The 13473-nt window shown below is 71.8% G+C and carries 11 protein-coding genes; 10 read left to right on the top strand and 1 reads right to left on the bottom strand.

What is annotated here, in order from left to right; genetic code table 11:
* Positions 1–186 precede the first annotated feature (186 nt).
* From ACFQRI_RS14200 to ACFQRI_RS14160, 9 genes are all read left to right on the top strand, one after another.
* Entirely contained in the window at positions 187–735 is a 549-nt protein-coding gene (locus ACFQRI_RS14200; protein ID WP_380668541.1) for an NUDIX hydrolase, read from the top strand.
* A complete protein-coding gene (locus ACFQRI_RS14195) occupies positions 732–2957 on the top strand; it encodes a DUF6049 family protein (protein ID WP_380668539.1) in 2226 nt (741 codons plus the stop codon). Before ACFQRI_RS14200 ends, ACFQRI_RS14195 begins: the two co-directional genes overlap by 4 nt.
* Before the next feature lie 59 nt (positions 2958–3016).
* Complete coding sequence (murJ, locus tag ACFQRI_RS14190) at positions 3017–4831, top strand: murein biosynthesis integral membrane protein MurJ (RefSeq protein ID WP_380668537.1); 1815 nt, start codon at positions 3017–3019, stop codon at positions 4829–4831.
* A 99-nt stretch (positions 4832–4930) separates the two neighbouring features.
* The gene (locus ACFQRI_RS14185; RefSeq protein WP_380668535.1) at positions 4931–6493 is read left to right on the top strand and encodes a protein kinase family protein; all 1563 of its coding nucleotides are present in this window, start codon (positions 4931–4933) and stop codon (positions 6491–6493) included.
* Between the two features lie 116 nt (positions 6494–6609).
* Positions 6610–7215, top strand: coding sequence for an RNA polymerase sigma factor SigM (gene sigM / locus ACFQRI_RS14180; RefSeq protein WP_380668533.1), 606 nt, complete (start codon positions 6610–6612; stop codon positions 7213–7215).
* The gene (locus ACFQRI_RS14175) at positions 7212–7985 is read left to right on the top strand and encodes an anti-sigma factor (RefSeq protein ID WP_380668531.1); all 774 of its coding nucleotides are present in this window, start codon (positions 7212–7214) and stop codon (positions 7983–7985) included. The genes sigM and ACFQRI_RS14175 overlap by 4 nt, the downstream gene beginning before the upstream one ends.
* Positions 7986–8153: 168 nt before the next feature.
* Positions 8154–9113 (top strand): thioredoxin-disulfide reductase, encoded by a 960-nt coding sequence (gene trxB, locus ACFQRI_RS14170; RefSeq protein WP_380668528.1) that lies wholly within the window; start codon positions 8154–8156, stop codon positions 9111–9113.
* Between the two features lie 53 nt (positions 9114–9166).
* Positions 9167–9493, top strand: a complete 327-nt coding sequence (gene trxA / locus ACFQRI_RS14165) for a thioredoxin (protein WP_380668526.1) — start codon at positions 9167–9169, stop codon at positions 9491–9493.
* A 289-nt stretch (positions 9494–9782) separates the two neighbouring features.
* A complete protein-coding gene (locus tag ACFQRI_RS14160; protein WP_380668524.1) occupies positions 9783–10931 on the top strand; it encodes an N-acetylmuramoyl-L-alanine amidase in 1149 nt (382 codons plus the stop codon).
* A gap of 55 nt (positions 10932–10986) precedes the next feature.
* On the opposite strand, the gene ACFQRI_RS14155 is transcribed toward ACFQRI_RS14160, so the two are convergent.
* On the bottom strand, positions 10987–11604 hold the full coding sequence (locus ACFQRI_RS14155) for a GNAT family N-acetyltransferase (protein WP_380668522.1): 618 nt from the start codon (positions 11602–11604) through the stop codon (positions 10987–10989).
* Between the two features lie 342 nt (positions 11605–11946).
* Between ACFQRI_RS14155 and ACFQRI_RS14150 the strand changes: the two genes are divergently transcribed.
* Positions 11947–13275: an aminotransferase-like domain-containing protein gene (locus tag ACFQRI_RS14150; protein WP_380668520.1), complete on the top strand. Its 1329-nt coding sequence runs from the start codon at positions 11947–11949 to the stop codon at positions 13273–13275.
* Positions 13276–13473: the final 198 nt, after the last annotated feature.

The raw sequence follows: 13473 nt of genomic DNA, 5'->3' as shown, positions 1-13473 counted from the left end.
CGCACCAGGGTATCGGGCGTGCGGCCAGCCGTTTCACCCCTACGTGACCGGTTCACCACCGCACCGGGCGGCAGCCCGTCCACCTCGCGAAACCGCAGGCCCCGGCGCTCGGATCACCCCGCCGGTCACCCGACGCGGCCACGACCGCGGCCCCGCCGCGCGGCTGATCGCACTACCATCGGGCGCATGCCCCCGTCGCCCGGCCGCTCCGGCGGTAACCAGCCGGGGCGTCGGAACCGACGCCGGCGGCGCAGGCTGCGAACGGTCGACGAGACCTCCGCCGGGGGACTGGTGGTCGACGCCGCCGCGGAGCTCGCTGCGATCATCGGGAGGGTGGACCGCAAGGGCCGGCTGCTGTGGTCGCTGCCCAAGGGGCACATCGAACCTGGTGAGACCCCTGCGCAGACCGCGGTGCGGGAGGTCACCGAGGAGACCGGCATCATCGGCCGGGTGGTGACCGCGATCGGCACGATCGACTACTGGTTCGTCGCGGGCAACCGGCGAATCCACAAGACCGTGCACCACTTCCTGCTGGATGCGGTGGGCGGGGAGCTTTCCGACGAGGACGTGGAAGTCACCGAGGTGGCCTGGGTGCCGCTGAGGGAACTGGACGAGGTGCTGGCCTACGCCGACGAACGGCGGCTGGTGCGACGGGCGCTGAGCGAGCGCGGCGACGGTTCGGCCGAGCGGTTCGGGGCCCGTCCGACGAGGAGTACCGGGACGGAGCCGGGTTGAGGTTTCTGCTGGCCGCGCTGGCCGCGGTGATGGTTTTCGCGATGCTTCCGGTCTCGCAGGCGACCGCGCAGACCGACGGTCCCGCCCGATTCGATGTGACCAAGGTCACTCCCAGCGTGGTGGGTCCGGACTCCCCGGGCGAGGTCGTTGTCAGCGGCACGCTCACCAACACCGGCGACGAGGCCATCACCGACCTCGAGGGGCGCGTCGAAGCAGGGAACCCGGCCACCAGCGAACCCCAGGTCGAGCGCTACCTGCGCGACGGCCCGCCGAGCAGCCGCGGCCCCGGCTTCACCGAGCTGCCCGGCCGCGTCGAACCCGGCAGCAGCCTCCCGGTCCAGATCCGCGTGCCGCTGGACTCGCTGCAGATCAACCAGCCCGGCGTCTACCCGCTGCTGATCAACATCAACGGCTCCGCCGACGGCCGCACGCGCATCGCCGACCAGAAGTTCCTGCTCCCGGTCACCGGGCTGCCCGGAGCTCCGGCCCCGCCGCCCGCCGAGCCCACCCCGACCTCGATGATCGTGCCGATCGTCGACCGGCCGCGGATGGAGCGCGAGGCGCTGCCGCAGGGGCGCGCGGTGCTCGTCGACGACCAGCTGTCCACCGAGCTCGCCCCCGGAGGCAGGCTCTACGAGCTGGTGCAGGGCATCATCGACGGCACCCCGCCCGGTTCCACGCTGGGCAACTCGCTGTGCTTCGCCATCGATCCGGACCTGCTGATCACCGCCAAGGCCATGCAGGGCGGGTACCAGGTGCGCAAGCCCGACGGCAGGCTCGTGGAGGGCATCGGGCGCAACGCCGCGGACCTGTGGCTGACCAAGCTGCGGCAGGCGGTCTCCGGGCGCTGCGTGATCGCGCTGCCCTACGCCGACGCCGACCTGGTCGCGCTCGGCCGCGCCGGGCTGCCCGACCTCGTCCGCGGCGCTCTCGACGGCGCCGACCTGCTCGCCGCCAAGGACGGCCTGGACGCCGAACCGCGCGACGTGCTCTGGCCGATCGAGGGCGCGCTGTCCGGACCGCTGTCCGAGGACCTGCCCAAGACCACGCTGCTGGACACCAGGGCGGTCGACATCCCGCCGGGTTCGCTGTCGCCGGTGCGGCTGCGCGGCCAGGACCGCGCCGCGGTGCCGATCGACCCGCTGCTGTCCAGCGCGCTGGACCCGAACCGGGACACCGCCCAGGAGGTCACCGCGACCTCGCCGGGCACCGACGAGGGCACCACGACCGCGCAGGACGCGCTGGGCGCGCTGACCTTCCGCGCCACCCAGGGCTTCATCGGCAACTCGACCTCGGTGATGGTGCCGCCGCGGCGCTGGCAGATGACCGGCGAGGACCTCACCGCGCTGCTGTCCGGGATGCAGCAGCTGGCCGACGCGAAGATCATCGATCCCACCCCGCTGCCCCAGCCGGACCCGGAGAAGCTGCCGGTGGCCGACCTGACCTACCCGGTGCAGGCCAGCAGCTCGGAGATCCCCCGCGACGTCGTCGACCGGATGGCCGCGCAGAACTACAAGGTCGGCGACCTGGCCCGCTCCTCCAGCCCGGAGTTCGCCAACCCGGTCCCGCCCGGCCGGGTGACCACCCCGCTGCGCAACGGCCTGCTGCACGCGGTCTCCAGCGCCTGGCGGGACAACCCGGCGGCGGCCTCGGACTGGGTGCGCCGGGGGACCCGCCCGATCCGGGACGTGCTGGGCATGGTGCGCATCGAGGAGTTCCCCGGGCGGACCACGCGCACCGAGTCGGACAGCCCGATCCCGGTGACCGTGGTCAACGACCTCCCGTTCACCGTCGGCATCGAGTTCCACATCCCGAAGGTGCCCGGGGTGACCGTGCACCACGACTTCGGCGGTCAGCTGGCCACCGTGCCGGCCAACGGGCGGCGGCAGTTCATGCTGCAGGCCGACGCGCAGCGCTCCGGCCAGTTCTTCCTCGACGTGCGGCTCACCGCCGAGGGCGGCACCCAGCTGGGCACGCCCAAGCGGCTGCTCATGGAGTCCACCAACTACGGCGCGATGATCCCCTGGCTGACCGGGATCGCCGGGGCGGTGCTGGTGCTGATGTCGGTGCGCCGGATCGTGAAGAAGGCCAAGGGCCGGCGCGAGCGCCGCGCCGCGGAGCAGCCCTCGGACCCCGATTCGGAGACCACCGCGGAGCTGTTAACCGTTCCGCCCCGAATCGCCCAGTGGAGCACCACCGACCGTGACCGCGACCAGAGCTGAGAAGCTGTGGAGCGACACGATCGGGGCGCGAGCTCCGGTGCGGGCGAAGGACTGAGGCGTTGAACCGAGAAACCGACCCCAGGCGGGGAGTCTCCCCGGACGGGCCGACCCGGCCGGTCCGCCCCGCAGGCACCCACGGGCAGCCGCACCGCGGCTGGCACGTCGCCGAGACGCAGCCGCTGCGCGCGGTGCCCGCCGAACCGGGACCGGACCAGGCCGCCGAGCAGGCCGCCGAGCAGACCGCGGTGATCCGCCCGGTCTCGCCGGGCAAGCCCGGCAAGCCCTCGCTGCTCAAGGCCAGCGGCTCGATGGCCATCGCGACGCTGATCAGCCGGATCACCGGCTTCCTGTGGAAGCTGATGCTGGCCGCCGCGGTCGGCTTCGGCGTCATCAACGACTCGTTCACCGTCGCCAACACGCTGCCCAACAGCATCTTCGAGCTCCTGGTCGGCGGTGTGCTGACCAGCGTCGTGGTGCCGGTGCTGGTGCGCTCGCAGAAGGCCGACCCGGACGGCGGGCTGCGGTTCAAGCAGCAGCTGATGACCCTGGCGGTGGTGGTGCTCGGGGTGGGCACGCTGGTGGCCGTGGTCTGCGCGCCGCTGCTGACCCTGCTGTTCGTGACGCAGTCCGACGCCTCCAACATCGAGCTGGTCAACGTCCTGGCCTACCTGCTGCTGCCGCAGATCTTCTTCTACGGCATCTCGGCGCTGGCCGGGGCGATCCTGCAGGCCAAGCAGGTGTTCAGCCCGCCGGCCTGGGCCCCGGTGGTGAACAACCTGGTCGTGATCGCCACGATCGTGGCGTACTGGCTGCTGCCGGGGGAGATGACCCTCGACCCGGTGTCGATGACCGACGCGCACGTGCTGACCCTGGGCATCGGCGTGACCCTCGGCGTGGTCAGCCAGGCGCTGATCCAGGTGCCCGCGATGCGCGGCACCGGCTTCCGCTGGGCCTGGAGGTGGGGCTGGGACTCGCGGCTGAGCGAGTTCGGCGGCCTGGCGCTGTGGATGCTGGGCTACGTGGCGGTCAGCCAGGTGGGCCTGATCGCGCTGAGCCGGGTGGCCTTCGGCGCCGACGCGGGCGCGTGGTCGATCTACAACTACGTGTGGATGCTGCTGCAGCTGCCCTACGGCGTGATCGGCTTCTCGATCATGACCGCGATCCTGCCGCGGATGTCGGCGGCCGCGGCCGACCGCGACTACGCCAAGGTCGTCGACGACCTCTCGCTGGGCAACCGGCTGTCCACGGTGACCCTGATGCCGGTCAGCGCGATCATGACCGCGCTCGGCGTGCCGCTGGCGCTGTCGCTGTTCGCGCTGCGCGGCTCCACCGGCTCGGCCACCACGCTGGGCCTCGCGCTGGCCGTCTCCGCCTTCGGGGTGCTGCCCTACGCGCTGACGCTGATGCAGATGCGCACCTTCAACGCGCTCAACGACGCCCGCACCCCGACGCTGATCATGGTCGTGATGACCATCGCGAAGGTGCTGCTGGCGATCGCGGTCGCCAACGCGCTCCCGCACGAGGACGTGGTCTACGGGCTGACGTTCGTCAACTCGCTGACCTTCGTGCTCGGCTGGCTGGTCGGCGAGATGTGGCTGCGGCACCGGCTCGGCCCGCTCGGCAGCGCCCGGTTCCTCAAGACCCTCGGCAAGTCGCTGATCGCCTCGATCATCGGTGGTCTCGCCGCCTGGGGCGTGGCGATCGGCGTCGACTCGCTGATCGCCGGGCCGGCCGGTGCCGGGACCGGGTGGCTGCAGCTGCTCCTCGGCAGCGCCGTCGGGTTCGCGGTGATCTTCGGGGCGATGTCGATACTGCGAGTGGCGGAATTGCAACCCGCCGTTGGGCGCGTCACCGGTTTGCTGCGTCGTCGCTGACATCCGCGTCACGTACCCTCGACTCCGAAGTCTCCTTCCGTGAGGGAGCACGGGTGTATCCAACCCCCAAGGCGGACCGGAAGGAGCGGGAGAGGGAAGGTGACCAGCAAACCCACCGAGCAGATCACGAACGAGAACGACGATTCGGGCGCTGACGCCGCGGCGGAGCTAACCCCGGGACGCGTGCTGGACCACGGCAGGTACCGGTTGCTCGCGCAGGTCGGCGCCGACGACCGGTGCGACGCGCAGCTGTGGCGCGCCAAGGACGGCGTGCTCGGCCGCGACGTCGCGCTGACCATCCTGGTCGGCGACCGGTCCGACGCCGAGGCGGCCAACAACGCGCGGCGCACGCTGGAACGCGCGATGCACGCCAGCACGTTCAACCACATCGGCGTCGCGCGGGTGCTGGACGTCGTCACCCCCTCCAGCGGAGATCCGGCCGGCGTGCTCGGCCTGGTGATCTCCGAGTGGACCCACGGCACGGACCTGCTCGACCTGGTCGCCGAGGGGCCCCTCCCGCCCGGCACCGCGGCGCGGTTGATGCAGCCGCTGGCCGCCGCGGTGGAAGCCGCGCACCACGCGGGACTGGTGCTCGGCGCCGATCACCCGCAGCGCGTCCGGGTCACCCCGGACGGCGAGGTGCGGATGGCCTTCCCCGGTCCGCTGGCCCACGCCACCTCCAACGACGACGTGCGCGGCCTCGGCGCCGCGCTGTACCTGCTGCTGACCGGCCGCTGGGCGCTCGACGGCGCGCCGGAGGGACTGCCCACCGCGCCGACCGGCCCGGACGGCGACCTGGTCGCGCCGCGCACGCTGCGCCCGACCGTGCCGATGGAGCTGTCCACCGTCGCGGTGCGCGCGCTGGGCACGCCGGACTCGACCGGCACCACCGGAGGGGTCCGCACCGGTGCGGCCGTGCTGCGCGTCCTGGAGCAGTACGCCACCTACGAGGCCGCGCCGACCGGGACCGGCGGGGACACCGCCACCTTCGAGGCCAACGAGGTGTGGCGGCGCGAGGACCCGAAGACCGACAAGGGGACCCGCAAGAAGCTGATGATCAGCGTCGGGGTGCTGGCCGCGGCCACCATCCTGGTGATCGGCTGGATCGCCGTCGGCGTGATCGGCATCTTCACCGACACCGGCGGGGGCGGCACCGGAACCATCATCAGCGGTGACGAGCCGTCCCAGCAGCCGTCCTCGACCGCGCCGCCGCCCGCCGCCCCGGTGGGCATCACCGACGGCGTCTCGTTCACCGTCCAGGGCGAGCCGGACGCGCCGAACAGCATCCCGCACCTCTTCGACGGGGACCCGAGCACCGACTGGTCGACCTACAACTACTTCCAGCAGCTCGGCCCGGACGGGATCAACACCGGCACCGGCGCGGTGCTCACGCTGGACCGCCCGACCGTGCTGCAGCAGGTCGTGATCAACTCGCCGAGCCCGGGGACCAGGGTGGAGATCCGCCAGGTCGACGGCACGCCGAGCATGGACTCCAAGCTGCTGGGGTCCGCCGAGCTCGCCTCCGGCGACACCCCGATCAAGCTGCAGGCGGCCGCGCCGAGCAACCAGATCCTGGTGGTGCTGACCAAGCTCTCGCCCGGCGACGGCGGGAACTTCGCCTCCAAGATCAACGAGATCAGCGTGACCGGCTCAGCGGCCTGACCAGCCACTCCGCGCGCCCTCGTCGCTCGTCCGGCGAGGGCGCGTCGCAGTGCGCGGCCGCGCGGTCACCGCGGGCACTTCCCGGGCGGTTCGCCGGATCAGTAAGGTCTTGGGCCGTGTCGACCCCCGCCGCATCCGATGCCGAGCTCATCGCGGCGCACAACGACGGAGACCCGCACGCGTTCTCCGAGCTCTTCCGCCGACATCGGGATCGGCTGTGGGCTGTTGCGCTGCGCACCACGCGCGATCACGAGGAAGCAGCCGACGCGCTGCAGGAAGCGATGATCTCGGCCTTCCGCAACTCCGGGTCGTTCCGAGCCGAATCGCAGGTCACCACCTGGCTGCACCGCATCGTGGTGAACGCCTGCCTGGACCGGATCCGGCGCAGGCAGGCCCGGCCCACCGTGCCGTTCCCGGAGACCGGGCCCGAGCCGCCCGCGCCCCGCGACGCGATCGCCGAGCAGGACACCAGGATGGCGGTGCAGGAAGCGCTCGCCACCCTCCCCGAGGACCAGCACGCGCCGATCCTGCTGGTGGACGTCCAGGGGTACTCGGTGTCCGAGGCGGCCCGGCTGCTCGGCATCGCCGACGGCACCGTCAAGAGCCGCTGCGCGCGGGGCCGGGCGAAGCTGGCGAAACTTCTGGGGCATCTGCGGAACCCGAGTGCAGATGCGAACGTCCCAGATGACGCGATGGCCATGCGTCGACGGGAGGGACGATGAGCGGGGAGTACCGGCGCGCGGGAGCGCCGCAGGGGCCACCGTCCCTGGAGGAGCTGGCCGACCTGCACGCGGGGGTGTTGGACGAGCCGACCGCCGCCGAGCTGCGCCGCCGGGTGGAGGCCGATCCCGAGGCCGAGGAGATGCTCGCCGCGCTCGACGCCACCAGCGCCGAGCTGCGCGACCTGCCGCCGCTGCCGATCCCGGGCGAGGTCTCGACGCGCATCGAGGACGCCCTGGCCGCCGAGGCCGCCCACCGGCAGATGCCGCAACAGGCCCCGGGCGGGGCGCAGGTGGTCGACTTAGCGGCGGCCAGGCGGCGCCGCAGGCAGCGCTGGACGCTCGGCGCGGGGCTGGCCGGGGTCGCCGCCGCGGCAGCCGCGGTGGTCTTCGCGGTGCTGCCCGGCACCGGCGCCGACGACGAGCGGCGAGCCGCCCCGGCCCCGGACGCCGGCCCGTCGGGCCAGAACGCGCCGATGGCCCTGCAGGGCGATCAGGTGCAGCTCGACGGCGCGCAGTTCTCGCAGGTCATGCGCTCGGACGAGTACGTGCGCGCGCTGCAGGACCCGCAGCAGCTGATCAGCTGCCTGCAGGCCAACGGCGTCAGCGGCGGGAAGCCGATGGGCGCCAAGGAGGTCACGCTCGACGGCCAGCGCGCCCAGCTGCTGATCCTGCCCGGCGGCGGCCTGGGCCAGTTCCGCCTCCTGGCGGTCGGGCCCGGCTGCGGAGCGGGCAACCCCGCCACGATCTCGGACGGCACCTTCGGCGGCTGACCGCTGCGCGCAGCACCCCCGGTTCCCGAGATGTGGGAGCGGACCGGGGGTGCTGTGCCGTGCGGCACCGCGTCCGACCGATCGGGAACACCGGCGAATAGGATCGCGTTGACTCGGATGCCGTCGCGCGAGCCGCGCGGCGCACACGCTTACGACGGAAGGGGCGCGGTGACTGGCGACGTCCGCAACGTGATCATTGTCGGTTCTGGTCCGGCCGGCTACACCGCGGCGGTGTACGCGGCGCGGGCCGAGCTGGAGCCGCTGATCTTCGAGGGGTCCCAGTTCGGGGGCGCCCTGATGACCACCACCGACGTGGAGAACTACCCCGGGTTCAAGGACGGCATCATGGGTCCGGACCTGATGGAGCAGATGCGCTCCCAGGCCGGCCGCTTCGGCGCCGACCTGCGCCCCGAGGACGTCGAGCGCGTCGACCTCTCCGGCGAGATCAAGACCGTCGTGGCCAACGGGGTCGAGCACCGGGCCCGCGCCGTCATCCTGGCGATGGGCGCCGCCCCGCGCTACGTCGGCGCGCCGGGCGAGGAGAAGCTGCTCGGCCACGGCGTGTCCTCCTGCGCCACCTGCGACGGGTTCTTCTTCCGGGACCACGACATCGCCGTCATCGGCGGTGGCGACTCGGCGATGGAGGAGGCCACCTTCCTGACCAAGTTCGCCCGGTCGGTGACGATCATCCACCGCCGCGAGGAGTTCCGCGCTTCCAAGATCATGCTGGAGCGGGCCCGCGCCAACGAGAAGATCAAGTGGCTGACCAGCAAGACCGTCGCCGAGGTCCAGGGCGAGGGCACGGTCAGCGGCCTCAAGCTGCGCGACACCGTCACCGGCGAGCACTCCGACCTTGCCGTGACCGGCATGTTCGTCGCGATCGGCCACGACCCGCGCAGCGAGCTGGTCAAGGGCCAGGTGGAGCTGGACGACGAGGGCTACGTGCAGGTCGAGCAGCCCTCCACGCGCACCGGCGTCCCCGGCGTGTTCGCCTGCGGCGACCTGGTGGACCACACCTACCGGCAGGCCATCACCGCCGCCGGTTCCGGGTGCTCCGCGGCCATCGACGCCGAGCGCTGGCTGGCCGAGCACGCCGACGTCACCGCCTCCGCAGCGGTCGCCAACTGATCCCGGGTCCCCGCGGACCCGAGCGCACACCCACCCCGAAAAGGAGAATCATCATGGCCGGCAACACCGTGACCGTGGACGCGGACACCTTCAAGAGCGAGGTCCTCGACAGCGACAAGGTCGTGCTGGTCGACTTCTGGGCCACCTGGTGCGGTCCGTGCAAGATGGTCGCGCCGGTGCTCGAGGAGATCGCCGAGGAGCACTCCGACAAGCTGACCGTCGCCAAGCTCGACATCGACCAGAACCCGAGCGTCTCGCGGGACTACCAGGTCATGTCCGTGCCGACCCTGCTGGTGTTCCAGGGCGGCCAGCCGGTCAAGCAGATCGTCGGCGCCAAGCCGAAGGCCGCGCTGCTGGACGACCTCGCCGACTTCCTGTGAATTAGGACTCCCGACGGGGCAACCGAATAACGCGAACCCGCCGTCTTGTCGATAGACACAGGCGGCGGGTTCGTCGTTTCCGCACTCGGCGGCACCGCGTGCGCACCGCCTGTCGTCGCAGTTGAGCCCGGGTGCGCGTAGGCCGCGACGCCGGGCCCCGCAACGCAAGGCACAATGACCCGTTGGGGCCACACTTTCGTGGTCCGCCCACGCAGAACCGGAGTCGGGAAGCGTCCCGACCGTCCTCCGCGCCGGAGTGGAACCGGCGCCTGAATCGAGCGAGGAGTGCATGCAGCTGCTCCACCGCGGTGACGTCGGTCCGGCCGTTGCCGAGATCAGGAACACCCTCGAGGCGCTGGGTCTGCTGCCTGCCACCGGCCGGTCCGGCCAGGCCGTGTTCGACGAGGCGGTGGAGCAGGCGGTGCGCGGCTTCCAGCAGCAGCGCGGCCTGATCACCGATGGCCTCGTCGGCCCGGCCACCTACCGAGCCCTGACCGACGCGCGCTGGCGGCTGGGCGACCGCTCGCTGGCGTTCCTGGTCTCCAAGCCGGTCAGCGGCGACGACGTGTTCGCGCTGCAGGAGCGGCTGCTCGAACTGGGCTACGACGCCGGGCGCCCGGACGGCATCTTCGGCCGCGAGACCGAGCACGCCCTGCGCAGCTTCCAGCGCGACTACGGGCTCAACTCGGACGGCATCTGCGGGCCGGGCACGCTCCGCGCGCTCAAGCAGCTGGCGCCGAAGGTGCGCGGCGGGCGCCCGGTGTTCCTGCGCGAGCAGGAGAAGGTGCGCCGCGCCGGGCCGCGGCTGCGCGGCAAGCGCATCGTCATCGACCCGGGCCACGGCGGCACCGACCGCGGCGCGTGCGTGGGCGAGACCTGCGAGGCCGAGCTGACCTGGGACCTCGCCCGCAGGCTCGAGGGCCGGATGGTCGCCACCGGGATGGAGGCGCTGATCACCCGCGGGCCGAACGCCTGCCCGCCGGACGCCGATCGCGCCACCTTCGCCAACGAGGCCGGCGCGGACATGTTCCTGTCGCTGCACATCGACTCCAACCCGTCGCCGCGGGCCGAGGGCGTGGCGAGCTTCCACTTCGGGACCGGCAACGGCACCACCTCGAACGTGGGGGAGGCGCTGGCCGGGTTCCTGCAGCGCGAGATCGTGGCGCGCACCGGCATGCGCGACTGCGGCGGCCACCCGAAGACCTGGGACGTGCTGCGGCTGACCAAGATGCCCGCGGTGCGCATGGAGATCGGGTACCTGACCAACGAGCGGGACCGCTCCCGCTTGCTGGACCCGTCGTTCCGCGATGTGGTCGCCGAGGGGCTGCTGGTCGCGGTCAAGCGGCTCTACCTGCTGGGCAAGGACGACCAGCCGACCGGCACCTTCACCTTCGACGACCTGCTGCGCCACGAGCTGGCGCGAGCCGAGGGCGCGTAGAGCAGTTCGGCCCCCAACCGCACGCCTCGGGACGTGCGGTTGGGGGCCGAACTGCTCAGCGCACCGCGGGTTCCGCGGTCTTGATCGTCACCGAGGACAGCAGGCGCTCCAGGGCGGCCTCCACGTCCTCCTTCCACGAGATCGCGGTGCGCAGCTCCAACCGCAGCCGCGGCCACCTCGGGTGCTGGCGGACCGTCTTGAAGCCCACCTTCTGCAGGAAGCCCGCCGGGATCACGCACGAGGACTCCCCGGTGAGGTCTCCGAAGGCCTCAATCGCCTTCACACCGCGTCGCGTGAGGTCCTTGGCCACGTTCTGCAGGAGGACCCGCCCCAGGCCGCCATCGGCGAACTCAGGCTGCACGTGGAGGGCCGTGAGGAGCACGGCGTCCGCGCTGACCGGAGCGGTCGGGAACGCGGCGGCGCGGGGCACCGCGGCCGGGGGAGCGTAGGCGGCGTACCCGGCGGGCACCCCGTCGACGTAGATGATGCGCCCGCAGGAGCCCCACTCCAGCAGCACGCTGGAGACCCAGGCCTCCTTCTCCAGCTCGGTTTCGCCGAACTCCTCGGCCTGCTCCCGGACGTGCGGCGCCAGTTCCCAGAAGACGCACCGGCGACACCGCTGGGGCAGGTGGTCGAGGTTGTCCAGCGTGACGCCGACGACGCGTCGCGACACCTGACCTCCTGGCAACCCGCGTGAACCCGCACCTGAGTAGCGGGGACTGCGCACAGAATAAGCCGGGGTGCGCCGCGCCGGAAGCACCGCTGCGCACCCGATCCACCTCGATGGGGTGAGATCACCTCCGCGGCTGCGGTTTCACGTGAAACGTGCGACAAATCGGGTCAGCGCTTCGGCCGTGCCGCAGCACCGGCGCGGCGGCACGAGGACCGAAGGGCGTCGTCAACGAGGTGCCTGTTACATCTCCGCTACCGCGGAGCGATAGGCCTTATAGAATCGCCCGACCGTTCGCGTCAGCCAGCGAGCGGTCTCGAGCGCACGACGAAACCGGAGCGCGATATGTCGGATCAAGGTAGCCAGCCGGACCAGCCCGCGGATAACTCCGCTCGCAACCTCGACGCCTACCGAGCGGCCTACGCCGAGCGGACCGCCGGGATGACCGCTTCCGAGATCCGAGCTCTCTTCGCCGTCGCCAGCCGCCCCGAGGTGGTCTCGCTGGCGGGCGGCATGCCCAACCTCGCCGCCCTGCCATTGGAATCCCTCGGCGCCGAGGTCGGCAGGCTGATCGCCGAGGACGGCCAGGTCGCCCTGCAGTACGGCTCCGCGCACGGGGTGCCGGAGCTGCGCGAGCAGATCTGCGAGGTGATGGAGCTCGAGGGCATCACCTCGCACCCGGACGACGTGGTGGTCACCGCGGGCTCCCAGATGGGTCTCGACATGATCACCCGGATCTTCTGCGATCCCGGTGACGTCGTCCTCGCCGAAGGCCCGTCCTACGTCGGCGCGCTGGGGTCCTTCCAGGCCTACCAGGCCGAGATCGTGCACGTCGCGATGGATGACGAGGGCTTGCAGCCCGAGGCGCTGCGCCAGGCCATCGCCGAGGTGCAGCAGCAGGGCAAGCGGATCAAGTTCCTCTACACGATCCCGAACTTCCACAACCCCGGCGGCATCACGCTCGCGCCCGAGCGCCGCCCGGAGGTCCTGGAGATCTGCCGGCGAGCCGGCATCCTGGTCATCGAGGACAACCCCTACGGCCTGCTCGGCTTCGACGGGAAGCCCCACCAGGCGCTGCGCAGCCTGGACGCGGACAACGTGGTCTACCTCGGCTCCTTCTCCAAGACCTTCGCCTCCGGGCTGCGGGTCGGCTGGGTGCTCGCCCCGCTGGCCATCCGGGAGAAGCTGGTGCTCACCGCGGAGTCCGCGACGCTGTGCCCGCCCACGCTCACCCAGATGATCGTGAGCCGCTACCTGAGCACGCACGACTGGAAGGGTCAGATCAAGATCTTCCAGGAGCAGTACCGGGAGCGGCGGGACGCGATGATGACCGCCCTGGAGCAGTACATGCCCGAGGGTTGCACGTGGACCAAGCCGGACGGCGGTTTCTTCGTCTGGTTGACCGTGCCCGAGGGCGTGGACACCAAGGCGATGCTGCCGCGCGCGGTCACCCAGCGCGTGGCCTACGTGTCGGGGACCGGCTTCTACAAGAACGGCTTCGGCAGCAGGCAGATGCGCCTGTCCTTCTGCTACCCGACCCCGGAGCGGATCCGGGAGGGCGTGCGCCGGCTCGCCAACGTGCTGACCGAGGAGATGGACCTGGTCCGCACCTTCGGCACCGTCCCGCAGCGGAGCGTCCCGGGGCCGCAGGCGCCCTCGCCGGACACCGCCTGATCCCGAGGGCGACCACCGGTCCACCGCGCTCGCCCGGCGGGTGCGGTGGACCTTCTACTCTCCTCCCCGGGGCGCGGGATCTGGAGCGGCCTCCCCGGTGAGGACGCTGCGCCGCCGCGCACGAGTGATACACAAGGAGTGGCTCCCGGAGCCAGGAGCCGCTCAGGTTCTCCTGCCGGCCCCCGCAAATCGGTTCTC

The sequence above is a fragment of the Saccharopolyspora griseoalba genome (assembly GCF_042665275.1).
GTDB classification, from domain to species: Bacteria; Actinomycetota; Actinomycetes; order Mycobacteriales; family Pseudonocardiaceae; genus Saccharopolyspora; species Saccharopolyspora griseoalba.
This window is presented reverse-complemented; position numbering and strand designations above follow the sequence as displayed.

Excerpts from the sequence above, each read along its gene's own strand:
- trxA (WP_380668526.1), top strand. The coding sequence starts at position 9,167 with ATGGCCGGCAACACCGTGACCGTGGACGCGGACACCTTCAAGAGCGAG.
- ACFQRI_RS14200 (WP_380668541.1), top strand. The coding sequence starts at position 187 with ATGCCCCCGTCGCCCGGCCGCTCCGGCGGTAACCAGCCGGGGCGTCGG.
- ACFQRI_RS14175 (WP_380668531.1), top strand. The coding sequence starts at position 7,212 with ATGAGCGGGGAGTACCGGCGCGCGGGAGCGCCGCAGGGGCCACCGTCC.
- ACFQRI_RS14150 (WP_380668520.1), top strand. The coding sequence starts at position 11,947 with ATGTCGGATCAAGGTAGCCAGCCGGACCAGCCCGCGGATAACTCCGCT.
- ACFQRI_RS14160 (WP_380668524.1), top strand. The coding sequence starts at position 9,783 with ATGCAGCTGCTCCACCGCGGTGACGTCGGTCCGGCCGTTGCCGAGATC.